Genomic DNA, 25,036 nt, shown 5'->3' with positions numbered 1-25,036 from the left:
CCAGCTTTCATGCGCCTTGCAGCCCGATAACTCTGGAACCGAACTACCAACCGACACTAACCAATTGATTTTGTTCAACTTTTAACCGGACAGTAGTGATAGTCCAGGCCCGCTCAGGGAGGGAAGCGGGGAGGCCGAGGCCTCAGTGGCGATTTTAGCCGCCATAAGCGCGCTTATATCCCGCTTTCTCCGACGTCTGCTCGCCGGCGGAATCAAAAAAGTCAACAGCGACAGGGACTTAAGCCCGTTTCTGCGGGTTTTTACATGAATCCCTGCCGACCCTCCTTTGGGGTGTACCTCAAAACGTGTAGCTACATCTATCAGCCCTCTTACGGGATCTATGCGTTCAGAGGGCAGCGCATGCACATTCAGGCGGTCTGGAAGGATGGCCAGCAATATGAATTCCCGTTGCCAGTAACTGGTATCGCCGGCGGACGTGCTGTCACTGAGCATTCAGACAGCGTGATTTCTTTTGAGGTCACCCAAACCACTTCAGGGCCAGGGCGCCATCGAGCGGTCTATGCACCTTCAAGGTCTGCGGCTCGAACCACTGGGACGTTTTTGAGCGAGAACGACCCCGGCTTGCGCATTCGGATTCAGGCTTCCGGACAGATTGGGCGCCTTGCCGATGAGCTTGAAGCTGCTGGGGTGCCCCCGAAGGGCAAGATCGTGTTGACCCTTGACCTCGCCAATCGGAGCTATAGGTGGGTTCCCTGCAACTTATAGCCGCGTGCGTTCCTATCGGCGGGCTAGACGCGGGCGGCTGAAGCAGGCGTGCCAACTATCCCTGCTGCCATCATCATTGGCCTGACGTGGACTGCCTCCATTGTTCAAGCTTTTCCTTGGCGGCCTCGGCAGGATCCCGCTCGCCCTGCCCGTCGCTCCCTTCACTTGCCCAGTGTCTAGCAAGGTAGTGATCGACTTTGCCTTCTGACAGTTCGACAACGGTGTCCTCGAAGATCCGCTTCCACTCCTGCTCGTGTAGAAATCGCTGAACGACATTGATGGCTGCCAGGGCGGCGCCTTCCTGGGTCTCCATGCCATCGCCCGTCATTTCGACAGGCGGCGCGCCATGAATTGAATAACTGGAAAGAATGCGCGGGTTGCTATCGTCTCCACCTGGACCCGGGACCATCCATGTACGAATGACAACCGTGTTGTAAACGGACTGACTCAGTTCTGTTTTGCTCATGAAATTCGTGCCCTATCAAATTTGCGACCGAAGGCGGGACTCTGCCCGCCGGGTAGCCCTCGATGTCGTATCAGGGCTCGCCGCCATTGCAGACCTTCATCCCGATCAAGGATTGGAGTTGAGCCGGGGTGGCGCCGCCCACGAGTTTTGGAGAAGCGATAACCGGTTTGTACTTTTTGGAGGTCACGAGCACAGCGCCACGCTTGTCGAGCTTTGCTCCGACGATCACATCAGCGAAGCACCCGGGGTCGCGGCTGGAGCGCAGTCCCTTTTCAAAGTCAGCGAATGTCATTCCGCCAGCTTGAGCGACCGCCAGTGATGCGGCTGTGGCCGCCAGCGCGACCACCATACCGGCCCTTGCGAAGGTGAATGTGCGTGAGGTGTTTTTCATAGTCTTTAGTTTCGGGTTTTGTAATTAATACTAGCATCGGCTGCAGTGGATTTACCGATGCGGTGGTTCGCTATTCTTCGATGAGAACGTCTCGGCGCGTCAGGCTCCCATGCCGAGTTCCTTTCCCGGTAGGTGCCAGTATGCGGGTAGAAGGCAAAACTCACCTGCATCGAGGCGTTGAAGGGCAATTGTCGAGCAGTAGTCCATGACGGCGTTGAACAACTCGTCAGCTGGCCCATAGAAAAGGTGGCGGAACTTGCCCCACAGCGTTTGGCGCTCGGAAAGCGATGCGAGGTCAATCCCGGCCAGCTGCTCATAGTCTCCGACGCTGGCCAGGACACACCCGAGGGCCCTGGCGCGGTGCCGGAGCAGTTCGGTCGGGCGAATTGGAAGGGTTTTCTTCTTTGCCATGGCAATTTTTTTACCGTGTTGATTGGTGAGCTTTCAGCCTAAAGGGTTAGTTCGACCTGTCAAGTTTCAATTCGGGAATCCTTGCCTGCCCGACTGCCTCCGCCCACAGCGCTGCGCAAGGCCAGGGCACGCTTTTGGCATGCGCCAGATCGCACCTACATGCGAATGCGCCGATGAGCCCTACCTGCACTGAGGCTGGTTAGGTATCCTCCACACTTAATTTAGTCAAATGGATGGAATACATCATGGGCACTATGCATTTGCGGCGCATTGGCGTTTTTGTCGACGAGCCCGATCCAGGGGACTTCTACTGGGTCCTTATTGAGAGCAAGGAGGACGCGGCGACGTGGGAAGATCTTGCCGCGGCCGAGGAGCCAGTGCGTAGCTGGCGGGAGGCTTTTGATCTTGGATCTGCAGCGCTCTTGAACTTGGTAGACGATCAGAAACGCGGTCCATTAGCGGCCGGTGAGGACGAGAACGCCAGTCCGGTGGGAGGCGGGACCCGTAGGAAGTCGTGAATTTGCAGGCCCTCCGGGACAACAGCATCTGGCCAAGGTTCGCATCGGGATGCTTGAGGGGCGATTGGGGTCGGCGAGTTTTTCCCCAAAACGTAGAAAAGGAGCGCTGCGATCAGAGCCAGTCCGCAGATCAGAATTCCTAAAAGCAACTCGCCAACCCCAGGTGCGAGGATGCCTACCGCGCTGAATGCTGCAACGGCCAGTGAGAGTGTGATGTAAAAGCGAACCAGCATGAAATACCTTCGCGGTGTGACACCTTAGGTGTGGATTTTAGAAACATGGCAGCAGGGGCGCCACCGTTGAAGACCAGAATTTGGCAGCGCTCCCGTCCGGCGCTAAAGTGATGCCATGTGCAATCTCTACATGGCGCCGACTGGGGCCCGAATCAGCATGAAGTTCCAGGTCGGCGCGCCTGTACAGCCGTACCTGCCATTGGTCGCGCCCCTCAAGGCCGGTCCGTTCGTGACGACGGCACCCGTGGCGCAGGTTGGGCAGTGGGGGTTGATTCCGCCACACTCCCCGACACGAAAACCGATGACCGAGGACGGCCGGCCAATGAGCACGAACAACGCCCGGCGTGAGCGCCTGGCAACTGCATGGACCTTTCGCGGGCCATGGAAGCGGGGGCAGCGCTGCCTTGTGCCGGCAGAGAGCTTTGATGAGCCGTATTGGGGAACTGGCAAGAACATTTGGTGGCGGTTTTCTCGGGCTGATGGCGATCCTTGGGCGTTGGCTGGCATTTGGTCTGAATGGACGGATCCGGCCACTGGCGAACTTGAGCTTTCCTTCTCGCTAATAACCCAAAATTGTGACGGGCATCCTCTTCTAAGGGCAATGCATCGACCTGGCCCTACAACGGCAGACGACAAGGCAGACAAACGTGCCGTGGTTCCGCTGGAGCGCGAGCACTGGGACCAATGGCTGAATGGCACGGTGGCGCAGGCAGATCAGCTCATCCAACTCCCCTCCATGGAAGTCTTCCACCACGGGGCGGCAGATCCCACCAAACAGGTCGAGATACCGCTCTAGCCTCCCGCGCGCCTCTTGCTCGCACTATACTGCAATACTGTACATTTAACCAGTATTCCGCATGATGTTCGATGTCTACCGCCTGATCGACAGCGGCGGCCTGATGGACCCGGTTGAGGTTCTGAAAATAGGCCCTGCCCGCGGTGAGCTGGTGCTGAGCAAGCGGCGCGGCGACAGCACCCTCATGGCCCAGCTGATGAAGCCAGACGGCTCCTACGTGCTGCCAGTGATGATCTATGCCCAGGTGATCAAGATCGACGAAAAGGGCATGTTGATCGAAGGCACTCAGGTGATCCAGCGTGGCGACAGCCTCAAAGCACGCTCTACCTCGGCGCGCCAGCGCTGGCTATGCAAATTTCCGGGACAGCCAGCCGTGCTCGCCCCGCGCACGAAGCCTCACCGCCGGGACCTGGCAAGGGTCGCCGCCGCCCAACGCTCAGGCTTTGATCCGATGGACGACGATCGCGATGTTGAGGAGCAGCCGCGCGGCGAGGTGTAGGTTGACGCAGGAAGCGCGAAGGTACCCCTTGCGCAAATGTTTTTGTGGAATATCTTGGGTGCATGAATACCCAAACCCATGAATCCACCGACGCGGCCGCCGCCGCAACCCTTCAGCTTGATTTTTCCGAGGCGCTGGTAAAAGAGCTCAAGGCGATGAAGGCAATAGGGTTGCGCGTGCCGAAGAAGGCAATTGCAATGGCCTCTGACCCCGCGACTGTGAGCTCCTATTCGAACATGCGCATCAGCGAAGCCGCCGACCTTTTGATTGATCTTGCGTAGGCAGAACTGGCACAACGGGTAGCTTGCAAATACACGGGGTCAAACTGGCAGAGCGGCATCCTACAATGGCCAGTCCTTCACTGACGCCTAGGCAGCAATGCCGACGCCCCCCTGTCATGACTAGCCTAGCTGTTGTTTTAAAAAGTGAAATCACACGGGTTGCCCGGAAAGAAGCCCGCGCCCAAAACTCACAACTGAAAAAGGCATCCTCACAGCACCGGACCGATGTCGCAGCGTTAAAGCGCCGCGTTCTCGAACTAGAAAAGCTCGTGAAGGGTTCGGCGAAACGTAGCCCGAAGAGCGTGCCGCCCGCCGCTGATGATGCTGATGATGGACCAACGGTCCACCGGTACAGCGCAAAGGGGTTCGCTGCCCAGCGCAAGCGCCTCGGCCTCTCTGCAACGGAGTTGGGCCTTTTGCTTGGCGTCTCCAATCAGTCGGTGTACAAATGGGAAGAGGCCAAGACACGGCCCAGGGCCTCCAACATGCCGGCGATCGCCGCTCTGCGACGGATGAGCAAAACAGAAGCGGCCGAGAAGCTGGCCTCACTGTCTGCATAGGCGCGAACTCCCAGCTGGCTCCAATTGGGCGGGTATGCGATGGCCAGGCATCCCCAAACGCAAGTTCTGTAGACCGAGACACGACACCTGACCGATGTCGAGGGGAAGGTCTGCGGCGGCGGGCTTGACGCAGGCGAACAGTGGGCTACCTTAGTCTGGATGGTTGTTCCCAACCACAGCTAATGCCCGAGCCGACAGGGCCAGTACAACTGAAATGAACCTGCAGCAAGATCTCTTCAAGCCGCTGATGGCCGCGTACAGCCGAGGAGAACCCCTCCGAAATGACCAACTCTACAAGTCTCTTTCCATCGACAAGGTGATCCCCGAGGGCGCCCTGCTTGAGAGGGTGCCGACCGGGAAGGATCGAGCCCTCCACAATCCGGTCACCAGAAAAATCCGGTGGGCCCAACATTCACTCCGCGCGCTCGGGTTGCTCGAAAAGGTACCGGGCGAACGCGGGGTGTGGCGGTCCACTGCGAAGGCCCGTGGCGAGCTGACGCCGGCACCAAGGCGGACCGTCCTTCTCGGCTTTTCCACAAAGCTCGGGCTTGCACTGTGGGGGGACTGCGCGGACGTGTTCAAAGGTTTCAATGAACCCATTCACTGTTGCCTTACCTCCCCGCCCTATTGCATCGACCGGCCGAGGGCATACGGGGGAATCGCCGAGAGCCTGTATGTGGATTTCATCTGCAGAGCCATGGAACCCATTGTCAAAAACCTCGTGGCTGGCGGGACGATCGCGCTGAACATAACTCAGGATGTATTCCTAAAAGGTCTGCCGGCTCGCTCCTTGACCCCGGAGAGGGTTGTAATTGCCCTGCACGAAAAACTTGGTCTGTACAAAGTCGATTCCCTGGTATGGTCCAACGCTTCCAAAGCGCCAGGGCCAATCGCCTGGGCAAGCAAAGAACGAGTGTTGCTAAACACCGGCTATGAGCCAATTTACATTTTTTCCAATGACCCTTCAAGGATGTTCGCTTCAAATCAGCGCGTGCTGCAGCCGCACACAGAACGCCACCTCAAGTTGATCGCCAAGGGCGGGGAGAATCGAACAGGCGTCTATGGTGACGGTGCGAACAAGATCTATCCGGGCTCGTTTGGGGCGCCGACAGAAGGCAGAATTCCACGGAACGTCCTGCAGTTCGGCGGCCGTTGCCACAGCCAGACGGAGGTGCGCAGATTCGCGAAGGAACAGGGGTTGCCAGTGCACGGTGCCACCTTTCCGCTGGCGCTGGCCAAGTTCCTGATCGAATATCTCACTCGTCCCGGCGACACGATGGTCGACAACTTCGCTGGCTGGTTCACCGGCCCTCTGGCCGCTGAGTTGACAGGGCGCAGGTGGTTGGCTTCAGAGCGGATGCTTCAATATGTAGAGGGTGCGCGGCGCAGGTTCATGGGCTTCGCTGGGTACAGCGATGCCCACCTCCTGCCGGAGTGGGAGAGCTGACTCCAATCGATTGACGGGCGGCGCCCGGTGGTTAAACTTCGATCACTTGGCTTTTGCCAGTACGCTGGTCCAGAACCAGCCTTACCTTACCTTGACGGGGTCCTCCCGTCAGGGTCGGTTCCCGTCTCTCTACAGAAAGATTGAACGTGAACCAAGTCTTCAAAATCATCGCCGACGGCAAACAAGTTGGCATCTCCGTTGCTCCAAACAGCGAGGCTGCTCTCGAATTTGCACGCAAGGCCCTTACCCGGCGTACGGCTTCCAAGTGGGATTCAGAAGCGGACTACCCAGTCCTGACCGCTGAGCCGCTCACACCTCCAGAGCCGATCACACAGAACTTCGTGAAGAAGCTGTTGGCGCGGATCTCCACTGTGGCCAATTCGCGCTTCGCGGAAGTCTGACGAAAAGTCGAAATCAAAAAAAAGAGCCCTCCCCGCGCGTTGCGGGGAGGGCTCTTTGCATTGGAATGGCTATTTGTTCTGATCACATCCGTCACCGGTACCGGCCGGCAGACTCCTGGGAGTCGAAGGTCTGGCGGCCGGGCACACTGGGATCAAGCGAGTTCACGACCGTGATACCCGAATCGTCTTTAGTGATCAAACCCAGCGTGTATGTGCCGTGGGACAAAACGCGCGCTTCCTGGGCGTGAGCCTTGAGGGACTCGAATCCGTCCAGGCATCGCCAGTGGCATGTTTTGTACGCGCCAAGCAGCATTTGATAGCTGAAGGTGCCCATTTCGGGGATCACCTGCGTCAGGGCGATTGCTCGCTCTTCGAGCCAAAGGTTCAATGAATCGCAGGTTGTGAATGCCACGTGTGAGTGAGCCTGCGATTGGACTGCGAACCAGTGGCCGCGGCGCTTGTGCAGCTGCTCGTTCATGGTGACCAGGCACAGTTGTGCGTGCACCCTTGTGCAGCAGCGGGTCGTGTCGACCTGCAGCGTCTCCATGCTCAGTCGCCACTTGCCGTCAGTTCCCTGAAGGCCTTGTGAATCGCGCCACGGAGCGCGCGATCCTTCGGCACGCCATGGCGATCCAGTGTTTCCTTGAGCTTCAGGAATGCCGTGAGTTTGCGCTTTGCTTCCTGCAGGCGTTCCTGCAGCACTGGGGAAGTTTTGAGCAGCAATTCTGCCGGTATGTCACTGTCGAGGATCATCAACGATGCTGCCTCGGAGGTTTCTGGGACCCCCTCGAGGTACGCGGTACCCTCCGTTTGGGTGGTAAAGCGATGTGAAACCTGCTGGCCTTCAATAAAAATCACAATCGCATTTTTGACGCCGCTGCTGCTGTCCGGTGCCACTTCAGTGGGGACAGTTCCAGGTTCGATTTTTTTCATTTGCATTCACTTTTCGTAAGTGTCATGCGGAGCGCCCATGCGGGCGGGCCCGCATGGGTTTGGTTGGTTTCCGTTTGAGCCGGGGCGGTGCCCCTGCCCAGTTAGGCTTCGGTTGGCGTCATGCCCACTTCGTGGAGGCATTCAATGAGCGTGTCGCCCTGCAGAGTGAAGGCAACGATGCCGTCTTCGCTCAGCGCTTCCGTCTTGTTCCGGAGCATGTAGCTCTGAATGAGCGTGCTTTGTCCTGGCACGAGCGGAACCTGAACTCCGCCGGGCTTGAGAAAGCGACCCAACAAATTGGCGTCGTCGCTTGGGCGCGGGATGTCCTGAATAACCGGCAACAACTCGAGCTTGCGCTTCTTCGCGGTGTGGACCGTAATGGGCACGGTGAGGTGGATTTGCATGAATTTCCTGGTGATGAGGGAAATCCATGTCCCTCGGGACTTGAATTCCCGTGGGTTTATGAAGACGTGCTGGAAAAGGTTTCTGCACGCGGATTCGCAAGGTTGCGAAAGCAGTGGAATTTTGCCATGCGGCCGTTACCGCCGCAAACGATGGCGGCCGGCCGCGCCTGATGGGCACACCCTGCGCATTACTCATAAGCATTTGCTTCAACGCGCAGGTATTGGCCCGTTGAACGTCGAGGGGCCCTCGCCGGTGAGCCGGATCCTTTGCAATCGCCCATTGTTCGCGTAAACTAAAAGCTTGTTTGATGCTTGCATCACTCGCGTGCCTTGTGTACGCCTTACTTAGGATTTTCAGCTTGCTGAATCTCCGACATCGCTAACCCGATGGATTTGCAGCTGAACACCACGGTGTTTGGCAACGGCTTCTCGACGCTTTGGTCATCTTTGGGTTCACACCTTGAGGGACTCTCCAAAACGCCGTGCCGAGAAATCGGCAGTCATGAAGCTCCTTGCGGGCTGGGCGAGTCCTCCTTTTTGCGCTTTTCAACAAGAGTTCAAAAAGGGCGACTTGCCCAGATTCCAGATTGGAGAGTTCTATGACTGCAAGTGGCTCCGTGCCATGCGGAACTCTCCGGTGAGTCAAACGCCGCTCTACCAGCGTGCGAAAGCAAGGGCGCAAGCCTCTGGTCTCGAACTCGCGGTAGCCTCAGGCTAGTGTCGAAATCTGCATTTACACAGGAAACGGGGGTCCATCAAGGACCTCCGTTTTTTTTCGCCCAATTTTTCACCGCCCTCCTCTCCCCCCTTCTTTCACCGCGTTTTCACACGTCCACCCATGCCATTACCTTCCATTGCCTCTACGGCAGCCGCGCGCCATGCGCCGGCGGATCTGCCGGGCACCTTTGATCTGAATTCGGGTCGATATCGCCTTTGCTACGGTCCATGCAAGTCCACCAGGCCTGAGACGGGCGGGGTAGAGACATCAGCAGGCCGGTGGCGCTGCGCGGCGTGCTGGACGACCTTCGCTGCTCACCTACGAATCAGATGGCGCTGAGGCCCTGCAATGGCCTGGAAAGTACATGAAATTGTCGAGGCGAACTTCCGGGGCAAGCCGCATCGCTTTCTGGAGTTCGAAAGCGACACCACAGACGAGCTCGATGGCCTGGTGGCCCGTTCTGTCGAAAAGGGCTGGGCCGAGTATGTGACCGGGGCCCGGGTTGGTGCCAGTCAGGTGCAGGTTGTCATCATGTTCAAGCCTCGCGACGTGCACCCCGCCTCCCCCTCTCCTGGCTAGTAGCCCAAAAAAAAAGCGCGCGTCCGAAGACTGCGCGCTTTTCGGGATGCACTGGCCGTGAGGCCAGTGCTGATCTGCTCTTGGAAGCCAAGATGCACACCACTTTCAATGCCCACAGTAGCCCCGCACTTTGCGTTTCGGAACTTGTGGAGCATTCACGACCACATCGCACGCGATCAGCGCGTCCACGATGCGCTTTTGGGTCTGAGTCAGCGTTTCAACGACCGAGCTCACGGTCTGTTGCGGATCCTGCAGCAGTTCAACAGCCTCCCCCTGGAGTTTGAAGACATGCGCAGTACGCCCGAATACCGACGGGCGCCTCGTGGCCTTGATGCCGAAGTTCATCAGTTGCGCCACCCAGTTCGTGGGCGCGCAGGATGACGATTTCATTGTGATTTGCATGGATCCTCCAAAAAAAAAGAGGACCATGCCCCGCTGGGAAGATCCCCAGTGGGTTGGTAAAGGCGCACGAAACGGTTTGTCTGTGCGCGAAGTCGCAAGAATGCGAAAACAGTGCAATTTTATGGCTGCTTTCGCGCGTGCACAACAGATTGGAGTCGGACCTCATTGACAGTGCATTCACTGGTGATAATCTGATATTCAAACCTCCGAAGTGGAGGGATCAGGAGAGCGAGATGATGTTGGTTGATGGTCGAATTCGGATGTCGGACCAGGAGTGGCAGGCTTTTCAGCGCATGAACTGGGCACCGTGGCGCCCGCGCACGCCGGCTGAATTTAATGCGATCTGCGAACTGGCGAAGGTCCGGCACGAGATCGAAAATACAGATGGGATGGGCGGTGTTTATGCGCTGGCCACCGAGAAGATGAAGTTCGGTCCGAACAACGAAGTCAATTTCCCGGAGGACAAGAGGAGGCTCGCGGCCTTGAAGACGACTGGCACCTGGCTCAATGATGAGCAGCTGGCCACCTTTGAGGCAGCTACGCCTGCCGGCCCAGGTCTGTCCCTCGTTCCTTCACGATAGGCCTTCGAAGGCAAAAAAAAGCCCCGGAAGTCGGGGCTTTTTTTTTGTCAGTCTTAAAGTTGCACCACTAAGAAGTCATCGAAGACCTCCGAGCCGGCCTTCCGGATTTCTGTGTTGATGAAAATCCCCCAGCCGCGGGCTGGGGGTATTTCTGGCCAGAAAGGCCGATATGGGGACTTCAGGACGTGGAGCCTTGAATCCGTGTCTCGGTCGACGAGTTCGCCATGAGGCCGGCACCAGGTACCAGCGAGCCGGCAGCAGTCAGAAACGCCTTTTTGAGATCCTCTGGTGATCCGCCGGCAGCGGTGGCCAAAAGGTTGGCCAGCGCCAGCCAGAATTCCGGGGCGTTCAGGTCGACGATCTCCATCTGCGGCGATACATTCTGGACGGATGGGTCCGACCCATCAGCCGCCCCATAGATCAATGCCATCTGCCCAAGGTTGTGGTTGCCGAGTGACATTCGGACGTCCGGAAGCGCCGCCGCAAGCTGGTCTGCCAGGCTTGCGCCCTTGAGTCCCGCGACAACTGAGCGCCACGATTTCCGTGCATCGTCCTCCCATTCTTCGCGGTAGACCTCATGTTCGTCGCGGTAGCTGGACAGCAAGGTTCCCGGGAAGTCCCAGGAGGACCCCGACTCCGTCACAAAACACTTGAACTGAGTGACTTCGCCTGAGCTGTCGTGACCCACTTCTTCCAGGATCCAGCCTCTGTCGACGGCCGTCGCAATTTCAAAGCTCGGGTCTGTGGTGGACGTGACCACCACCTGCACTGATTTCACCAGGTGTACATCAACGGCGCTGTCATCAAAGTACGTCGAATCGCTCGCGATGATCCCCGAGTGGGTGATTGCCACCTTGAAGTCGACCGCCGATGGCGTAGCTTCAAAGATCCAGTGTCCTGCATCAAGGCCGTTGGTATCGACCTCGACCACATTTTCAAGCTGCATCACCCGCCAAAGCGCGCCGGCCTGCTCACCTTCAGAGTTGCCGAGGTAGGAAGGAACGTCCCGCCAGACCTTGAATTCGCCGTTCAGGATTTGCTTCCAGCTGATGAATTCCGTCTCACGGGGCAAATAGCCCAAACGACTTTCACTGTCCGCCGCAAGCGTTTCGATTGTCGAAATGATTTGCCTGGGGAGCAGCGGAATGTCATTGAGCAGCGTAGGCACATCGTGCCGAAGGCACGCGGTCCAGTACTTCGCGACAAACGTCTCTGCCGGCAGCGAAGCCTTTTGTTCGACCAGGAACTGCTGCACGAGAGTGCGCAACGTAACACGCAGCTCCTCGAGCTGGTCGGCCGCGTTGTACAGAGCCTTTCGGTCCGGCATGATCGCGGCGAAGCGCTGGCTGTCGAGATGCACAACTGTCTGAGCATATATTTCGTTCTTGACCTGGATAGGCAGGCCCTGGAGATACAAGGCTCTGCCGGCTACCACGTCAAGTTCATCGCCTCGCACGTTCTTGTCGTGGTCGCGAGCCATGATGTGCGCAATGTGAACCTGACCAACTGGTGTGAGAACAGTTTGCAAGTTCTCAAGGGCGTGCGGTCGGGGGACCGAGACGCCATTGAATTGCACATCGATGGGGAAGCCCATGGCCAGCTCGATGATGCATGCCTCCATGCGGGAGCTCGCGTTGGCCGTTGAGCGACCGAAATGAGGCCCGATGCTTTTCCCAAGGAGGTCCTTGCTGAGGCCTTCAAGCTGGAGGACGGTTCCGAGGCGCACGGGATCGTTGTCGATCACCGCCACGAGCTGGCGCTTGTTGACGATGTCGTCCAGGCTGGTTTGCAGCTTCAAACCGTTGGAACGGAATGTTGCCCGTGAGCAGGCGAAGTGCAACGAGAAGAGGCCCATGCCGTACGGAGAATCCGCCAGCGTGACCTTCTCATCCCAGCCACTGTCGCACAGCGCGAGCAATTTGCCGAAATCGCTGATGCCGCATCCGTCATCGATGACTTCCAGCGTTTTCGCCTCTGGATCAAAGTTGAACAGGATCTGCGTTGCGCCGGATCGCCTGGCGTTCTGCATCAACTCACCGACCAGCGAAAAGCTGGTGGCAAAAAGGTGCTTCATCGTAGAGAAGAGCTTCTTCTCGTTCACGCCGGCGACGACGCTCTGCTCGGGGATCTGAGCGGGGGCGGTTGCGAGGGTGGTAGTTGTTGTCATGTGAGGTTTCCAAAAAAAATGGGAACCACACATCCCATCGGGAAGGTTGGTTCCCGATGGGTGAAGGCCGCAAGGGCCGAAAAGTATGAGGCTGGCACGGAGGTCAGCGGAACTGGTATGCACCAATAACGGGGTGAATCCTACACCTGGCGGGGGTTGGCCGCAAACGGTGGCGGCCTGTTTCCCCTGCCGCGCGGGCAAAAAAAAACCGCCTGCCTGAAGTGGCAAGCGGTTTTCAATTTTTAGTCAACGATCCCGGACAGAACGTCTTTTGCTGTCGGGAGGTTCGATGCCATGGTTTCGGCCCAGGCTTCGAAAGTTTCAGTCGTCGATCCTTTCTTGCTGGCCTTTGCCCAGTCCTTTTCGGTGAAGGAGCTTTTCGCTTGTACCCGGGTCATGAAGGCAGACTGCATGGTCGAAACGACGCGGACCAGTTCCGTGCCCAGCCCCTTTTCAATCGAGGCGAGCATCGTGTTGTTCACCAGCACCTCGTCGCCCTGATAGAAGAGCCAGTAGGGGGCCCCGTCGAGCGCAAGACGGGTGATCGGAGTCCTGCCGGCCGTAAGCTCCCCGATGACATACGCCGTCAAGGGATCTGCTCCTCCCTCCAGGTCAGCTCCAGAGAAGGCGTCCACAAACGGGTCGATGCCGCGAGGCACGTCGAGCATGTAGATGCCGTCACGGTCGCCATTTACGGCCCGGTGGACGCGTGCGGCTTCAAGCCGCAAATCCTCCGAGTCAAAGGGCCCAATGATGTAAGGCGACACGTCGCCGTCCATGATCAGCAGCCGGCGCGCGCTGCCATTTTCATGGTCAAACGCTTTGCCCTGGGTGTAGTTTCCGGTGCGGAGTGCTTCCAGCACGTCCGGGCTCGGTTCGGCGCTTGCGCCGGCAACCTTGCCGTCGATGATCATGCCCTTCGTGGCGGCGATCAATTGCTCGAGCTCATTCTTGACGAAGGATTCGATTTCAATTTCGGAGTCCGATGCCAGCAAAAGCTGGACGGTGATGATTTTTGCCATGTTTTATCCTTGGTTTTCGCCCGCCCAATCGCCGTTTGGCATGTGAGGGAGGGTCTGGTTCTGGTAGGTCGGGCCTGCGGGTCGAAGGGCTGCTGCGCGAGCAGCCCGAGGTCGACTAGCGGGCTTGAAACGTTGTCGCGCCCGACTTGTGGAGTGCGATTAAATTGGCAGCGACGGCAGTTTGGATTTCTGTGTAGAGGACAGGCTGGATCATGTCGATCGCAGCGTAGATCGCTTTCCAGGTTTGCCTTCGAGTGCGCTTGATCACCCAGTAGGTAACGCGCCACTGATAGGTGTTGGCGTCCCATTTGATGCGGCTTGGTGCATCGTGGCCGAACTCGACCGTGGGTAGAGCCTGTAGGGCTCCGTCGATCAGCTCGACACGCCTTTTAAGCAGGCTGAGCAGCTCGCGCGGGCGTGCATCGTGAAGTCGTGAGTCAACGTACTGCGTGAAAGTGATGGCCATGCTCAGGGAGCCATCCAGGGGAATTTCTTGGGATTCATGTCGTTTTGAGTTGGTAAACGATGAACGGCACCCTTCCCTCGACGGGAACGTGTTGCCCGGTCAAGGTGAACTAGGGAATGCAGAAACGAAAAAGGGTTGAGCCGCCGAAGCGACTCAACCCGATTTCTTGTTTACTTTCAGTGGAATGTGCGCACGCGATGGAACAGAGCAGGAACCTGCTTGCGATCGCCATACAAAAACACTTCAAGTTTCTCACGCACCCAGCCAGAAATGGAGGGTGAATTGAGAGCTTGCACCAGCACCGCACGGTGACCGGCATCCATGACGGCATCGAGCAGTGCTTGCACTGCAACGGGGCCACCGCTTTTTGCAGCACTGTTGAGAGTGCTACCGGCTTCTTCGCTCATCGACTGCAAAACGTAACCGATGTGGTCGCAAAAACCTGCGTACTTTGATTCATAGACTTGGCTCAACATGTTCATCTCCATTAAAGGGAAAAACGGGAGAACCAAGCAATGTCCCCAAAGGGAACGCATGGTTCCCGTAAGGGGTGGATAAATGCTGACAGTTGTCAGCGGATTCGGAAAATCCGAAAGCGATCTAATTTAAGCAGAGGGGGTTGGCACTGTCAACCGAGAGCGACCAGTTTGGCCCAGATCAGGTGCGCTTCTGCCTGAATTTTCCGGGATTCCGGGGTGTGGCTGTGTCGGTCCCGTTGCTTATGAGTCCGTGCCCGGCGATCAACGCAAACGGCGAATGAGTCCAATGGCAGCGACCACCGCCGCGGCGAAGCACGTGCCGGCAGTAAGGCCGTCAGTTTTGCCATAGCCGACCTGCATCGCAAGCAGGAGAAAGGCCACCGTGAGGACTATGGAAAGGCCAACCTTGCTCCTGAGCGCGAAGGAGGCCACCAGAAGAATAATCACGACGATCAGCACGGGTGAACCTTCTTTCGGCTACGTCTGGTCCGAAGTTTTCAGAGCTGAGCGTCAGGGCCGTTCATTTGGCCCGTCAGGCGAGCGCCTGGGTGAATGTCGAGGTGCTTGTCGTAGCGCACGCTTCCGTGGACGATCGAGGTGGCCGCCAGCTCGACGGCCTGCCGTGCGTGCAAGTCGTCTTTGACGGTGCCTTCCACGTAGATGAAGTCGGCAACCAGCATGTCGGTGACGACTACAGCGCCTACGCTGATATGGACCGTGCCGCCGACTTTCATGTCGATCTTGCCGGTGTAGTTGCCGTCGATGCGGATGCAGAGGTCAGACCTGGCCTCAAGGGAGCCGTTCATCGTTGCCGCCGCTGGCAGGACGTTGACGGCGCCCGCGACCTTCCCTGGCGGGACCAGGCGCATGCGGACGGCGTTTTGTTCTTGTGGGGGATTCATCATTTGGAGCATTCCTTTGTGGTGGGTAGGGATCAGGCGGCCGCTTTTGCCTTCTTCATGGACGCCTCAACGTCGGCGCCCTCCTCGATTGCCAGGCGGGTGTAGCGGACCTCTCCCGTGCAGGTCGCTTTTGCGCCGAAACTCGCGAGGCCTCCGTTGGCTTCAATGACCCCGTCGGCCTTCCCTTCGATGCGGATGTTTGTCGCGTGTGACTCGCCGCTCAGCACGCCAGCTACTTCGACGGTGATGCTGAAGCCTTCGGCGGCGGTCACCTTGCCTTCAAACTCTCCCTGAATGCGCATGTTGCAAGGAAGGTCTGCAGTCCCTTTGAACTTCATGCCAGTTGGGATCACGCACTCATGGGCCAGACGAGCAGCTGCAGGCGCGAGGGAGTCGTCGGTGCCGAACTGGCGCGCGGGTTGGGGCACACGGAGGAAGGACGTGTCGGCACGAGCTGCTGCCGCTGCGGCGAGCACGCGTAGTGGGCCGGCTCCATCGGCGGCCATTTCAGGCTGGGCCTGCTCAGGTTGGACTGCTGCGTCTAGTGGCGAAGTTTGGGCGTGCGTTTCATCATTCATGGGACTCTCCTATTGGGGGGTATGGCTCTGTTGACCCGAGCCGTAGGCATAGAAAACGTCGAGGTGGACCCGTATCCGGCCGAGGATTGCATTCGCCTTCGCCTGGTCCCCGTCATCCAACGGCGGAAGGGGCGGGACGCACCGGTCGATCTGCTTTCCTGCCGGCGGCCAGGCCCAGCGCGGCACGCCCTGCCCGGCCAGCGCATCTGCCAGGGCCGAGCGGGCTCCCACATATTCCGGCGCCGCGCCCTTTGGCAAGATCTCCAGGGCGGCGCGCGGCACGGGCCGGCCATAGGGATCAAGGACGTGACGCAGGATCCAGTCAGGAGCTGTGCGCAGGCTGGCCTGTTCGGCGAAGAGGTTCCGGCTGAACTGGTAATGGCCGTGGATCAGCGCATCGATCAGAAGTATTTCGTCCGTGTTGTTGGCAGGGATGAACACCGAGGGGTGAGTCGGCATGATCCACGCCGCGCGGGCCCACAAGCCCCCGCGCGAAGTCGTCTCAACGTGGAGGAACGCGATGGTTTCTGGCTGCCGAACATCGACCCATCCTGCAGGGCGCGGCGCTGCCAGCTCGCTTGCCTGTAGGACGCGCCGAAGCGGCGTGCGGCAGTTGCGATTGAGGAAGTCAAAAACAGCAGCATTGATCCCAATAGGCTTGTGCAAATGGCGCACATGCAGGGCTTTGGATCCACCTTCAAGGTCAGTGATCCGGCGCAGCGGCGCGATCAGCAGCCCACTCTTGACCTGGCCACCGCTAGGGACCGCCAAAGCGGCCACAAATCGCTCCAACTCGCGGTTGAGCTCGTCCCTTGCGTTTTCCCGGTACGGCCGGGGAATGAACATGTGCCGGCTCAGGGGCTCACCCTGGACGGTGATCCGGTCAGACGCCTGGGCCAGTTCATAGCGAGCACGACCCCAGTCACGATTCCACTTCGGGTGCCAACGATTCAGACTGGCTTCCGCCCACAACAAATTCAAAAGCGTACGGAGGTTCAACTCCTCCGGCTGGTCGGCCCGCTCGCCCGGTTGCTCGACCCTGGGCAGCTGGTTACCAGAGGCACCCGGATAGTTTGTTCGGAAAAAGCTGAAGCTCAGTTCAACCCCTTTCGTCCCGTCGGCGATCTGCAGCCCTCCACGGGTCTCGACAGGGGCAATCGCCTGGCCAATGTCTCTGAAAAAGATGCAGTTGGAATCATGGAGGTGACCTTCCTCCGGCCAGACGGCGAGGTGGTACTTCCCTTCGCGCAGCCTGACCTGCAACTTCAGTGGGCTGCGGCGGCACTTGCACAGTGCGTGGCCATAGCGCTTGCGTGCGTCATCCAGCGCGTGCTGGAAAGCGAGGATTTGGGAGGGGTTGCCGAGTCTGGCGTGGTCAAAGAACTCACCGGCAATGAGGATGCCAATGAATCTGCCTTGCGCGGACTTGTCGGTGAGGTGTGAAAGTGTGGCAGTGGCCACGGCAAAACTCCGGTGAAGTCACAGGCCCATTGTGTGGCCGGGTTCTCGCATTCAGCGCCCTTCTACACGCCATTTCTGCCCTGTTGAGCATCTTTCGCCCTGTCCAGGGGGCCTGTCACTTGCCTGCCGCAGGCCCTGCGCATCGCGCGCGCAGTGAGCTAGCCCCGGGGAGACTCTTCGCCATTGGCGCGCATGATCACCTGAAACGGAGGCATGCCGCTGAGAAGCCGTCTCCCGTAGCCCGTGTCCACCAGGCGTTTGTCATAGCAGATGACCGTGCCGGTGTCTTCCTCGGTGCGAATGAGTCGGCCGACCCACTGGTTGAGCTTGACCCCCGTCGCCGGTACGGACAATTCGTTGAACGAATCGCGCCCCTGGGTGGTCAGCCATTCGGCGCGGGCTTGCCCGATGGCATCAGTGGGTGGCTGGAACGGGAGCTTTGCGAGCATGAGGGTCTCGCAATAGGCTCCAGCGAGGTCGACGCCCTGCCCAAAGGATTGCAGGCCCAGGATGAGGGAGGGCTCGCCGGCGTCCACCCGTCGTTTGTGCTCCCTGATAAGCGCCGAACGGGACATGCTGCCCTGAACCAGTACCCTGGCCGCCAGCGATTCCGGCATGCTCTCGTGGGTTTGTTGCATGTGCTTCTTTGAAGTGAAGAGCGCCAGTGCGCCGGATTTCACATCTGCCGCGTCCACCAGGAATTCGCCGATGACCTCGCGGTTGTATTCCGCAATGTCGCGTGCTGAACTTTTGGTCCGGACCACAACAAGGCGCCCCTGGCGTTTGAAGTCAAACGGGCTTTCCACAGAAAGAGTGGTCACGTCCGGATCATCCCTGAGGCCGATTTCATTGAGGAGGAAATCAAAGGAGCCGCAGCTGGTCAATGTCGCGGATGTAATGAGGGCTGACCGAACCTGGCTCCAGAAGACCTTGGCGAGGTGCTTGCCGGGGTTGAGGGGGCTTGCATGGGCCTTGACAGTGACATAACCCGTTTCGTCACTGAATGAGAGCCATTTTGCGTTGGGTTCTTCCGCATGCTCGAGCAGAAGAGTTGCGGCCTGCAGGGCGCCATCCAGGCGCGGAGCGAACGCCCCCAAGGCTGAATACATCGTTGTCAGGCGTGCAGCGTCACCGGGGGACTCCTTCAACAGGGTGTTGAGGGTATCGGCCAACCCGGTCATGTGTTTCGCAAGGGCGTTGGCGGTCGCCTGGACATTGAGCAGCGGTTGCTCAAGGTAGTCAGGAATGGCTCCATGCTCGAAGCGGACCGTATCCTGACCTGCGGGCCGGTCGACAGGGAAGAGTCCCATGCCGATCGCCTGCAGCTCGTTGAGCGCCCGCTTTACGCTGCGTGTGAGCTCTATTGCTTCCGCCGTGCTGTCATAGCGAATCGCGGTTCCAACTTTCTGGACGCGTTGCGCGAGCTGGTCGAGCCAGCGGAGGTTGGTGAGGTCCATTTCTGCGGTGAATTGACCGCTGGCTACCTCGGCCAGGGCATGGCCTTCATCAACTATGAGGAGCGTGTCGCTCAAGTCCGGCAGCACTTTGGTACCCAAGGAGGCCAGCAGCAGCGCATGGTTCGCGACGATCACATCCACATCGGCAAGGCGCTTGCGCGCCTCGTAGTACGTGCAGCCCGAGAACATGGGGCAGCGCCGGCCGGTGCAGGTATGACGATCGGCGGCAACTGTTTCCCATTTCAGGCCGGCCCCTGCGATTCCGACCGTATCCTTCTCACCGTCCCACTTGCCGCTGGCCAGGTCCCTCGCAAGTTCGCGATGCAGGACGATCGCGCTCTCGCTCGCGGCGGTGGGGGGGCCGGGGTCCTTTGATGGATCTTGCTCCGGTTCGTCGTCGAAAAGTCCATGCAGGTCGCCGCCCTTCCCGCTTGTTGAGCGCTCAAGTTTGACCTTGCAAACGTAGTTGCTTCGTCCCTTGGCGAGCATGAAGGTGAACGGCTTGTCCATCAGCGCGGAAAAGCGCGGCAGGTCCTTCTCGACCAGCTGCTGCTGCAGGGTTATCGTTGCCGTCGAGATAATCACCCGCGTTTTCCGCTGGATGGCCGCTGCGATGGCCGGGACGCTGGCCGCAAGGCTCTTGCCGACCCCCGTGCCCGCCTGGATGACCGCGATTGAGCGTGTCGGGGCTTCTGACTCGCCGAGGGTGCCCGAGGCGAAGGTCTTGGCGACCTGCCGCGCCATGTCGCGTTGCCCCGGCCGCGACTTGAACACAGGGTCGCCCCCGAGTACTGTCTCGTAGGCCTCAAAGGCGATTTTTGCGGTCGGGTTCATCTGATCAGCTTGGCATGGAAAGGCCGCTGCGCAAGTCAGGGCTGGGGCTTTATCCCGGGGAGGTACTCGATTCCGGTGAGTTCCACCAGTTCGGTGTAACTGATCGGTGGATACACACGGGTTTGGCTTGTATTCTCGCTCCAGTGCGCCCATGCACGATTGGTGCTGGCGTCGTACACGAGCTTGAAAATGTGGGTGGGCACGGCCACACCGGAGCCAATCGTGCAGGCCACCGCGTCATATCGGTATGGAACCCGGGCGCCTGCAAGGCGGGCGGCCGCAGCTACAACAGCCTGCGGATTTGTCGGCACAGCAATGCCGGCACCGGCCAGCACTTCCTTGGCTTCCTTCACGAACGGGCAGTGGTTGCGCAGGTAGGCTGGGCCGGTGATGACATACACGTTGCCCTTCGCGCGCAGTGCGTATTGGCGTGTGGCCTTTTCGATGGTGACCCATGCCTTGGCGTTATTCACCTGGTTTTGCGGGATGATGTTCGCAAGGCTGAAGCTTTGGGCCATCGCCTCAGCGTTGTTCATGTCAGCGGCAGCTGAAAGGTGACCCCGAGCATAGGTGCTCCCTCGAAAGTCGTTCAGTGACGCCCGATCGCGGGAGGGAATCCGCGCCTCTTCGTAGAAGGCGTCTGTGCGCTGCAGGTTCCGTGCATCCTGAATGCGCTGGCGCGAGAGAACTTCGGCCGAATAGACGGGATTTTTGGTCTTGCCAGAGTGAAGCACGGCAAATCCGTTGAAACACAAGGCCCGTGCGCGGGGATCGGGGCTGGCGATGGCCGGGGGCTCGCCGTAGGCAAACTGATCCCTGCAGTTGCCGAAATGGCCGGTGTCCTGGACGTTTCGGGTGATGGCTGGTCGAGGGCGCGGGGTGTCTGTGAAGGCCTGGGTGACATCGTGGGCTGAAACGCCCAACATGGGCGCCACAAGCATGGCCAGTTTGATAAGGGACATGGGACTCTCCGTAAAAATTGGCAGATATATCTGCACGGTTTATCTTCTCACTGTCCGGTGCGCTGTCAACCGCGCAAGGTGCCGCGCGGGGAAGAATAGCTGAGGCTGGATCGGCTAACGACAATCAGCTAAGGGGGTGCGTTTCAAGCTTTGAGCGGCGCGCGGCGGGGCTGCACGACCGGCCTATTTGGAACTCGACCGGCCTCTGGGCTTGCGCTTGTTCAGGACAAGATGGAGGTCGAAGATGGACGAGAGTGCTACACCGCCGAGGAGGGTCGATATTTCGCCATCGTGGGGAGAATGCTGCGAACCGTCGCCTCCGCCTATCCGCTCTATCCAGTAGGCCTCGTTGCCCTTGCCCTCTTCTTCCTCCTGTAGGTACTCGTTGTGGATCCATGAAAGGTTCCCCATACGCCCGCCAAGGCTCAGGAATCGGGCATGCCAGGCCCTGCGCATCCAGGTCATGCCCTCGCGTGTGAGGTGTGCGGCCGTGCGCCTGCCGATGGGCGTCTCGCCGTCCTCCGCATCCCGATCAACGTCTGCCGGCAGATCTGGTGGCTGATCACTGGCGAGGACGAACAAAGTGACGGCCCCTATCTTGACCAGCCCGCGCAGTGCTCTGCGGACGTACTTTTTCTTTGTTGTCTTGTGCGCGCCGCCGGGCACCCGGGCGACCAGCTCTTCGAAGGAGATTCCACCCGCTTTCAAGTAGGCCCAGGTGAGGACGGTTGTGCGTTCGAGCGCGGCACTCTGCGCGGGAACAATGTGCATCAACTCGCACAGATTCGGCTGCAGTGGATACCAGTGGGGCGATGCAGGGGCCTTGGCGGCGGCGGCTATCTCGTCAAGTGGAATTGCCTCGGCATCCATGGGGCTGGAGAGAGACGGAGCCGTGTCCGCGGAGGCAGCAATGACCGAATGTGAGTGCACTCAGTCATTGTCTGGATGAAGAAGCGCGTTCTGTCCTGCTCAACAGTGCAAATCCTATGCGTTGAGCGCAAGCGCTGGGGGTTATGAGCCCTGACGCCGTCCGCACCGGTGTTTGGCTTGGATCAGATGGCCAGCTGCTGCTGGTGAACGAGCCTTTAGGGCGTGTCGACGAACTTTTCGCAGTCAAACTTCAGGACGTTCCATGCCTTTTCGCCGCGTGTCATGTCGTTTTGCATGTAGACCTGCCTCATGTACTGCGGGGTGTGATTGGGGTTGGCGGCGCGGTGATAGTTCTCCACCAGGGCCTCCTTTTCTGCATCGAGTGCCCCGTAGCCGGCCCACAGTTCATGTTTGCCATAGCCGGCCATGCCGCAGATCAGGAAATCCTGGATGACCACGAACGACTGGGTGTTGAGGTCCTGGACCGTTGCAGCAGGCGGGAACAGGCCGCCCTCGGTCCCAACCCACTGGCTTCCGTCGAACAAGCCCCGGACGTTGCCGTCGGTCCGCAGGCCAATGTAGAAGTTGCCAGGACGCCCGCTGTCCTGACCAGCCGGAGAAATGAATACCGTCACCCGTTGCTTGCTCGGCGGGCCGTCGAAGCATTGCTTCTTCCATGCCGGGGCGGGCGTGTCGGCTGGACAGAAGTATTCCATGGTCGATCGGGCATCGGCATGGGCGAAGGTCGCGCAGGCGAAAAGTGCAAGGACGGCCGCGATGGCGTGTCGAGTCTTCATGTGGGGCGCTCCGGGTATGTTCGATTTCCATTATTGAATCGACGGGAGCTTGAAGATGATGCGCAACGAGTGGGTTCTGGCCTGTTGAGCACCTCCTGCTCCCCGAGGCGATTGGCAGGCGGGCCAGCGTATGTGTCCTGGCGCAGCTGCGTGACCGGCGGTTTCCCCGGGGAAACTAAGCGTTACCAAGGTCCTCCACAGCTTGGCGAGCTTTGCGAAACTATTCTGGACAATTAAAGTCGTAAACAGGTAATTACAGTCGTAAACACGGCTCTAGCATCCATGCGGGTCTGGCGAAGTGTCTGTATTCTTGATGCTTTGGTAAAGTCGTAAACAAAGCTTCCGGGTGAAAAGCAGCCGTGCGCTCTACACTTTCGGAACCGGCCGAGAACTCGGCTTGATCACCTTCAATGGCGTTGGCTTAGCTCTCGCCTTCGGAATGCTCTTGATCGGCGGGGGCACAAGGTGCATCTGGCGCGCGCTCTCGGGCAGCGTCAATTCCTGAATCTTCATTGCTTGGATATTCACGCGAAGGGCGTTGTTCCGAACGTTCTTGTCGTTGCTGATCACGAGCTGTGCGCCCTGAGCCTTTCCGATGGCCACGATCTGGCGATCGGTCTTGATTTTCTGCCAAGGCTCTTCCGACTCGTCCTTCTTGTCACCCGAGCCAATGGCTGCGCGGTCGATCTGCGCCAGCTCGAAGGCGGCCGCACGATTGAAGTCGGCCATTTGGATGTGCGTCTTGCGGTCCAGCGTGTTCAGAAATTCGACGCCAGCTAAGTCTGCGCCCACAAGGAATTCGGCGACGGCGACCATCGGGAACACCACTTTTGCCTTTGCTTTTTCCACGCGTTCGATGAAGTGCTGGATCCGTGCGCGGTCATCGGGGGTCGTTTTGCTACTGCAGTACGCGATGATGAAATTCGCGTCGACGACGATGACCTTTGGCAGTGTTTTCAATGGATGCCTCTGATGTTCGCCCAGTCGGCCATCGGGTCTGCAGCTTCGGCCCAGCCGTTGCCAGGCACCCGTGCCGCGGCTGCCAATACTTCTCCGAACGGCGTGTCCTCGAGGGGCTCGAAGCCCTGCACGGTGCACTTGCTGGCCTCGGGCGACCAGCCGTTGTCCGTGCGCAACCAAGTGCCGCGCACACACAGGCGCACCGTGCCCGAGCGGAAGTGAGTGAGGATGTTCCTGGCCAGTTCCTCGTCGCGGACGACAAGTCTCAGATCGCGGTCGAAATGGTCGCGAACGTAGAGGTGCATCGAGTCATCGGCGCCAACCAGACCGGTCACCCATCCATCGACGGTGCTCTCCTGGTACAGGCGATCGGCCGAGGGGTTGTCCTCAGGCATGATGCCGAAGATCACGTGTATGACGTTGCCGACTTCGTCCAGAATCTGAGCTTCCTTGATCGCATCGCGGCCCATAAGGGCCTCGATCGCGCGCAAGTGACGCCCTGGTTTGCTGTTCTCGTCGTTCTTGGCTTGGACGATGCGAGCGCGGCTGTAGTGCATCCGCTCGACGGGCACTTCAGCCAGGCAGCCGGTGCTCGCCTTCTTGATGCCCTTGAATATCGGCTTGTTCTCCTCGCCAAGTAGTGCGGCGAACTCCTGAATGTAGGCCCCCAGGTGCGACATCGGTACCCGATCAGGATTCCGATCGAGCAATCGCAGCATGAAGTTGAAACGAGGCTTGGCCATCCATTAAATGTAACTCGCCCTGACCATCTTGCCAGTGCAGCGGCTGTCGCAAATTTTCACAAGGGCTGAGGACCCACTACCACCCGAAAGCTCCAGGAGAGGTCGATTTCTTATTTGAAATCAACGACTTAAGTCATCACCACTTTCTATTTTTCAGTAAAGCTAAGATCGAGGCTAAAGGGAGATCCCATGCCGCTTACAGCTTATTCGACATCGCGCGAGCGAGAGGGTGATGTCGAGCAGATCCTCAAGCAGATGTCTGCGCAGTTCGAGGAACCCTACAACGCGGCAGACGGCATTCCCGAAGATTGGCGAGCGTACCTACGTATCGATCTGCAGTGCCCCAGCTGCTTTGTGACGGGGGCTGAGGTCGTGCGGGGAGCCGTTGCGACCAAGACCGGCAAGATAAGCCGCCAGTCGTTCTTCAGGTTCACGACACCAGGTCATAGGCAACATTGCGATTTCGACACTGCGGAGACGGCGAATACGGGAGTGCCCATTTTGTAACAATCAGATCCGATTAACGTCGAATGCTTTCTGTGGATAGATGGCAAAAAAAAACCACTTTCGATTTCCTTATCACAGCTTTTTCCACATTGGCAGTGTGTCTCGTAGAGTGCTAAATGGCGTCGTTACTTACTATCCGAGTAATTCACCGGTTGTGCACAAAGTTATCCACAGAAAATCACTACAGGTAGTGGTTGTAGATTGATAAGACCACAGGTATAGTGGTCGTACTGGATTCAAACCCAGTATAAAAGGCTATCTGCAATCTAGGGTTGGAAATGTCCAATTTTGCAGTTGAAATGAGTTGCCGGGTTTTTGGGCACTTGGTTGGAAATGCACGATCCAATTGAACTAACGCGGAGTACCACTGGTTGAATAGTAAGCGTCTGGCCGTGGCATCTTGAGTTGACTCAGTCATCGCCCCAGCATTGCGTCCATGGCGAACATGGTTCAAGCGGTGTGCAGGGCGGCGATGGCGATGGCGG

31 protein-coding genes are annotated in these 25,036 nt (G+C 58.7%); 10 read left to right on the top strand and 21 right to left on the bottom strand.

The annotated features are described in order from the left end of the window. Positions 1–799: 799 nt before the first annotated feature. The 3 genes from B7X65_RS22640 to B7X65_RS22630 all read right to left on the bottom strand — a co-directional run bounded on the left by B7X65_RS22640 (position 800) and on the right by B7X65_RS22630 (position 1,994). A complete protein-coding gene (locus tag B7X65_RS22640; protein ID WP_293596496.1) occupies positions 800–1,192 on the bottom strand; it encodes a hypothetical protein in 393 nt (130 codons plus the stop codon). Positions 1,193–1,262: 70 nt separating this feature from the next. Then, a complete protein-coding gene (locus B7X65_RS22635) occupies positions 1,263–1,583 on the bottom strand; it encodes a hypothetical protein (RefSeq protein WP_293596495.1) in 321 nt (106 codons plus the stop codon). 99 nt (positions 1,584–1,682) lie between these two features. Further along, positions 1,683–1,994 (bottom strand): hypothetical protein, encoded by a 312-nt coding sequence (locus B7X65_RS22630; RefSeq protein ID WP_293596494.1) that lies wholly within the window; start codon positions 1,992–1,994, stop codon positions 1,683–1,685. 233 nt (positions 1,995–2,227) lie between these two features. Here B7X65_RS22630 and B7X65_RS22625 point away from each other — a divergent pair, with 233 nt between their 5' ends. From B7X65_RS22625 to B7X65_RS22595, 7 genes are all read left to right on the top strand, one after another. Then, the gene (locus tag B7X65_RS22625) at positions 2,228–2,512 is read left to right on the top strand and encodes a hypothetical protein (protein ID WP_293596493.1); all 285 of its coding nucleotides are present in this window, start codon (positions 2,228–2,230) and stop codon (positions 2,510–2,512) included. A gap of 348 nt (positions 2,513–2,860) precedes the next feature. After that, entirely contained in the window at positions 2,861–3,541 is a 681-nt protein-coding gene (locus tag B7X65_RS22620) for an SOS response-associated peptidase family protein (protein WP_293596492.1), read from the top strand. Between the two features lie 61 nt (positions 3,542–3,602). Further along, positions 3,603–4,040, top strand: coding sequence for a hypothetical protein (locus tag B7X65_RS22615; protein WP_293596491.1), 438 nt, complete (start codon positions 3,603–3,605; stop codon positions 4,038–4,040). Positions 4,041–4,102: 62 nt separating this feature from the next. Continuing rightward, on the top strand, positions 4,103–4,321 hold the full coding sequence (locus tag B7X65_RS22610) for a hypothetical protein (RefSeq protein ID WP_293596490.1): 219 nt from the start codon (positions 4,103–4,105) through the stop codon (positions 4,319–4,321). 116 nt (positions 4,322–4,437) lie between these two features. Beyond that, positions 4,438–4,881, top strand: a complete 444-nt coding sequence (locus B7X65_RS22605; protein WP_293596489.1) for a helix-turn-helix transcriptional regulator — start codon at positions 4,438–4,440, stop codon at positions 4,879–4,881. A gap of 214 nt (positions 4,882–5,095) precedes the next feature. Beyond that, the gene (locus tag B7X65_RS22600) at positions 5,096–6,328 is read left to right on the top strand and encodes a site-specific DNA-methyltransferase (RefSeq protein WP_293596488.1); all 1,233 of its coding nucleotides are present in this window, start codon (positions 5,096–5,098) and stop codon (positions 6,326–6,328) included. A 146-nt stretch (positions 6,329–6,474) separates the two neighbouring features. Beyond that, positions 6,475–6,729: a hypothetical protein gene (locus tag B7X65_RS22595; protein ID WP_293596487.1), complete on the top strand. Its 255-nt coding sequence runs from the start codon at positions 6,475–6,477 to the stop codon at positions 6,727–6,729. Between the two features lie 91 nt (positions 6,730–6,820). Here B7X65_RS22595 and B7X65_RS22590 read toward each other — a convergent pair whose 3' ends face one another. From B7X65_RS22590 to B7X65_RS22580, 3 genes are all read right to left on the bottom strand, one after another. Further along, a complete protein-coding gene (locus B7X65_RS22590; protein ID WP_293596486.1) occupies positions 6,821–7,207 on the bottom strand; it encodes a hypothetical protein in 387 nt (128 codons plus the stop codon). 71 nt (positions 7,208–7,278) lie between these two features. After that, positions 7,279–7,662 carry a hypothetical protein gene (locus B7X65_RS22585; RefSeq protein WP_293596485.1) on the bottom strand — a complete coding sequence of 128 codons (384 nt, stop codon included), beginning with the start codon at positions 7,660–7,662 and terminating at the stop codon, positions 7,279–7,281. Positions 7,663–7,763: 101 nt separating this feature from the next. Further along, positions 7,764–8,066 (bottom strand): hypothetical protein, encoded by a 303-nt coding sequence (locus B7X65_RS22580; protein ID WP_293596484.1) that lies wholly within the window; start codon positions 8,064–8,066, stop codon positions 7,764–7,766. A 1,066-nt stretch (positions 8,067–9,132) separates the two neighbouring features. On the opposite strand from B7X65_RS22580, the gene B7X65_RS22575 reads away from it, so the two are divergent. After that, a complete protein-coding gene (locus tag B7X65_RS22575) occupies positions 9,133–9,363 on the top strand; it encodes a hypothetical protein (protein WP_293596483.1) in 231 nt (76 codons plus the stop codon). 105 nt (positions 9,364–9,468) lie between these two features. Here the strand turns inward: B7X65_RS22575 and B7X65_RS22570 are convergent, their stop codons facing one another. Next, positions 9,469–9,765, bottom strand: coding sequence for a hypothetical protein (locus tag B7X65_RS22570; RefSeq protein ID WP_293596482.1), 297 nt, complete (start codon positions 9,763–9,765; stop codon positions 9,469–9,471). A 233-nt stretch (positions 9,766–9,998) separates the two neighbouring features. On the opposite strand from B7X65_RS22570, the gene B7X65_RS22565 reads away from it, so the two are divergent. Next, complete coding sequence (locus tag B7X65_RS22565) at positions 9,999–10,346, top strand: hypothetical protein (protein ID WP_293596481.1); 348 nt, start codon at positions 9,999–10,001, stop codon at positions 10,344–10,346. A 178-nt stretch (positions 10,347–10,524) separates the two neighbouring features. On the opposite strand, the gene B7X65_RS22560 is transcribed toward B7X65_RS22565, so the two are convergent. From B7X65_RS22560 to B7X65_RS22495, 14 genes are all read right to left on the bottom strand, one after another. Next, positions 10,525–12,513, bottom strand: coding sequence for a hypothetical protein (locus tag B7X65_RS22560; protein WP_293596480.1), 1,989 nt, complete (start codon positions 12,511–12,513; stop codon positions 10,525–10,527). Between the two features lie 242 nt (positions 12,514–12,755). Next, positions 12,756–13,535, bottom strand: coding sequence for a hypothetical protein (locus tag B7X65_RS22555; RefSeq protein ID WP_293596479.1), 780 nt, complete (start codon positions 13,533–13,535; stop codon positions 12,756–12,758). Positions 13,536–13,650: 115 nt separating this feature from the next. Then, a complete protein-coding gene (locus B7X65_RS22550; protein WP_096697960.1) occupies positions 13,651–14,001 on the bottom strand; it encodes a hypothetical protein in 351 nt (116 codons plus the stop codon). 176 nt (positions 14,002–14,177) lie between these two features. Beyond that, positions 14,178–14,477 (bottom strand): hypothetical protein, encoded by a 300-nt coding sequence (locus B7X65_RS22545; RefSeq protein WP_096697987.1) that lies wholly within the window; start codon positions 14,475–14,477, stop codon positions 14,178–14,180. 264 nt (positions 14,478–14,741) lie between these two features. Beyond that, a complete protein-coding gene (locus B7X65_RS22540; protein ID WP_096670653.1) occupies positions 14,742–14,939 on the bottom strand; it encodes a hypothetical protein in 198 nt (65 codons plus the stop codon). A 38-nt stretch (positions 14,940–14,977) separates the two neighbouring features. Beyond that, a complete protein-coding gene (locus tag B7X65_RS22535) occupies positions 14,978–15,385 on the bottom strand; it encodes a polymer-forming cytoskeletal protein (RefSeq protein WP_293596478.1) in 408 nt (135 codons plus the stop codon). A gap of 29 nt (positions 15,386–15,414) precedes the next feature. Beyond that, positions 15,415–15,960, bottom strand: a complete 546-nt coding sequence (locus B7X65_RS22530) for a polymer-forming cytoskeletal protein (RefSeq protein WP_293596477.1) — start codon at positions 15,958–15,960, stop codon at positions 15,415–15,417. Positions 15,961–15,969: 9 nt separating this feature from the next. Beyond that, positions 15,970–17,421, bottom strand: coding sequence for a DUF1173 family protein (locus tag B7X65_RS22525; RefSeq protein WP_293596476.1), 1,452 nt, complete (start codon positions 17,419–17,421; stop codon positions 15,970–15,972). Between the two features lie 158 nt (positions 17,422–17,579). Beyond that, entirely contained in the window at positions 17,580–19,712 is a 2,133-nt protein-coding gene (dinG, locus tag B7X65_RS22520; RefSeq protein ID WP_293596475.1) for an ATP-dependent DNA helicase DinG, read from the bottom strand. Positions 19,713–19,747: 35 nt separating this feature from the next. Then, positions 19,748–20,653 carry a DNA/RNA non-specific endonuclease gene (locus B7X65_RS22515; RefSeq protein WP_293596474.1) on the bottom strand — a complete coding sequence of 302 codons (906 nt, stop codon included), beginning with the start codon at positions 20,651–20,653 and terminating at the stop codon, positions 19,748–19,750. Between the two features lie 204 nt (positions 20,654–20,857). Then, on the bottom strand, positions 20,858–21,544 hold the full coding sequence (locus tag B7X65_RS22510) for a hypothetical protein (protein ID WP_096670643.1): 687 nt from the start codon (positions 21,542–21,544) through the stop codon (positions 20,858–20,860). A 215-nt stretch (positions 21,545–21,759) separates the two neighbouring features. Beyond that, positions 21,760–22,341 carry a hypothetical protein gene (locus B7X65_RS22505; protein WP_293596473.1) on the bottom strand — a complete coding sequence of 194 codons (582 nt, stop codon included), beginning with the start codon at positions 22,339–22,341 and terminating at the stop codon, positions 21,760–21,762. Positions 22,342–22,707: 366 nt separating this feature from the next. Continuing rightward, positions 22,708–23,301 (bottom strand): PIN domain-containing protein, encoded by a 594-nt coding sequence (locus tag B7X65_RS22500; RefSeq protein WP_096670154.1) that lies wholly within the window; start codon positions 23,299–23,301, stop codon positions 22,708–22,710. Then, positions 23,298–24,044 (bottom strand): hypothetical protein, encoded by a 747-nt coding sequence (locus B7X65_RS22495; protein ID WP_141396377.1) that lies wholly within the window; start codon positions 24,042–24,044, stop codon positions 23,298–23,300. Before B7X65_RS22495 ends, B7X65_RS22500 begins: the two co-directional genes overlap by 4 nt. A gap of 189 nt (positions 24,045–24,233) precedes the next feature. Here B7X65_RS22495 and B7X65_RS22490 point away from each other — a divergent pair, with 189 nt between their 5' ends. Then, entirely contained in the window at positions 24,234–24,551 is a 318-nt protein-coding gene (locus B7X65_RS22490) for a hypothetical protein (RefSeq protein WP_293596472.1), read from the top strand. The last annotated feature ends 485 nt before the right edge of the window (positions 24,552–25,036 follow it).

It is taken from the genome of Polaromonas sp. 39-63-25, from assembly GCF_002278925.1.
GTDB lineage: Bacteria > Pseudomonadota > Gammaproteobacteria > Burkholderiales > Burkholderiaceae_C > Polaromonas.
Note: the sequence above shows the minus strand (reverse complement) of the source record. Positions and strands in the feature narration are given on the sequence as shown.

Bases quoted from the DNA above. Each gene is read 5' to 3' on its own strand.
- B7X65_RS22640 (WP_293596496.1), bottom strand. From the start codon at position 1,192: ATGAGCAAAACAGAACTGAGTCAGTCCGTTTACAACACGGTTGTCATT.
- B7X65_RS22635 (WP_293596495.1), bottom strand. From the start codon at position 1,583: ATGAAAAACACCTCACGCACATTCACCTTCGCAAGGGCCGGTATGGTG.
- B7X65_RS22630 (WP_293596494.1), bottom strand. From the start codon at position 1,994: ATGGCAAAGAAGAAAACCCTTCCAATTCGCCCGACCGAACTGCTCCGG.
- B7X65_RS22625 (WP_293596493.1), top strand. From the start codon at position 2,228: ATGGAATACATCATGGGCACTATGCATTTGCGGCGCATTGGCGTTTTT.
- B7X65_RS22620 (WP_293596492.1), top strand. From the start codon at position 2,861: ATGTGCAATCTCTACATGGCGCCGACTGGGGCCCGAATCAGCATGAAG.
- B7X65_RS22615 (WP_293596491.1), top strand. From the start codon at position 3,603: ATGATGTTCGATGTCTACCGCCTGATCGACAGCGGCGGCCTGATGGAC.
- B7X65_RS22610 (WP_293596490.1), top strand. From the start codon at position 4,103: ATGAATACCCAAACCCATGAATCCACCGACGCGGCCGCCGCCGCAACC.
- B7X65_RS22605 (WP_293596489.1), top strand. From the start codon at position 4,438: ATGACTAGCCTAGCTGTTGTTTTAAAAAGTGAAATCACACGGGTTGCC.
- B7X65_RS22600 (WP_293596488.1), top strand. From the start codon at position 5,096: ATGAACCTGCAGCAAGATCTCTTCAAGCCGCTGATGGCCGCGTACAGC.
- B7X65_RS22590 (WP_293596486.1), bottom strand. From the start codon at position 7,207: ATGAACGAGCAGCTGCACAAGCGCCGCGGCCACTGGTTCGCAGTCCAA.
- B7X65_RS22585 (WP_293596485.1), bottom strand. From the start codon at position 7,662: ATGAAAAAAATCGAACCTGGAACTGTCCCCACTGAAGTGGCACCGGAC.
- B7X65_RS22580 (WP_293596484.1), bottom strand. From the start codon at position 8,066: ATGCAAATCCACCTCACCGTGCCCATTACGGTCCACACCGCGAAGAAG.
- B7X65_RS22575 (WP_293596483.1), top strand. From the start codon at position 9,133: ATGGCCTGGAAAGTACATGAAATTGTCGAGGCGAACTTCCGGGGCAAG.
- B7X65_RS22570 (WP_293596482.1), bottom strand. From the start codon at position 9,765: ATGCAAATCACAATGAAATCGTCATCCTGCGCGCCCACGAACTGGGTG.
- B7X65_RS22565 (WP_293596481.1), top strand. From the start codon at position 9,999: ATGATGTTGGTTGATGGTCGAATTCGGATGTCGGACCAGGAGTGGCAG.
- B7X65_RS22560 (WP_293596480.1), bottom strand. From the start codon at position 12,513: ATGACAACAACTACCACCCTCGCAACCGCCCCCGCTCAGATCCCCGAG.
- B7X65_RS22555 (WP_293596479.1), bottom strand. From the start codon at position 13,535: ATGGCAAAAATCATCACCGTCCAGCTTTTGCTGGCATCGGACTCCGAA.
- B7X65_RS22550 (WP_096697960.1), bottom strand. From the start codon at position 14,001: ATGGCCATCACTTTCACGCAGTACGTTGACTCACGACTTCACGATGCA.
- B7X65_RS22545 (WP_096697987.1), bottom strand. From the start codon at position 14,477: ATGTTGAGCCAAGTCTATGAATCAAAGTACGCAGGTTTTTGCGACCAC.
- B7X65_RS22535 (WP_293596478.1), bottom strand. From the start codon at position 15,385: ATGATGAATCCCCCACAAGAACAAAACGCCGTCCGCATGCGCCTGGTC.
- B7X65_RS22530 (WP_293596477.1), bottom strand. From the start codon at position 15,960: ATGAATGATGAAACGCACGCCCAAACTTCGCCACTAGACGCAGCAGTC.
- dinG (WP_293596475.1), bottom strand. From the start codon at position 19,712: ATGAACCCGACCGCAAAAATCGCCTTTGAGGCCTACGAGACAGTACTC.
- B7X65_RS22515 (WP_293596474.1), bottom strand. From the start codon at position 20,653: ATGCTTGTGGCGCCCATGTTGGGCGTTTCAGCCCACGATGTCACCCAG.
- B7X65_RS22510 (WP_096670643.1), bottom strand. From the start codon at position 21,544: ATGGATGCCGAGGCAATTCCACTTGACGAGATAGCCGCCGCCGCCAAG.
- B7X65_RS22505 (WP_293596473.1), bottom strand. From the start codon at position 22,341: ATGAAGACTCGACACGCCATCGCGGCCGTCCTTGCACTTTTCGCCTGC.
- B7X65_RS22495 (WP_141396377.1), bottom strand. From the start codon at position 24,044: ATGGCCAAGCCTCGTTTCAACTTCATGCTGCGATTGCTCGATCGGAAT.
- B7X65_RS22490 (WP_293596472.1), top strand. From the start codon at position 24,234: ATGCCGCTTACAGCTTATTCGACATCGCGCGAGCGAGAGGGTGATGTC.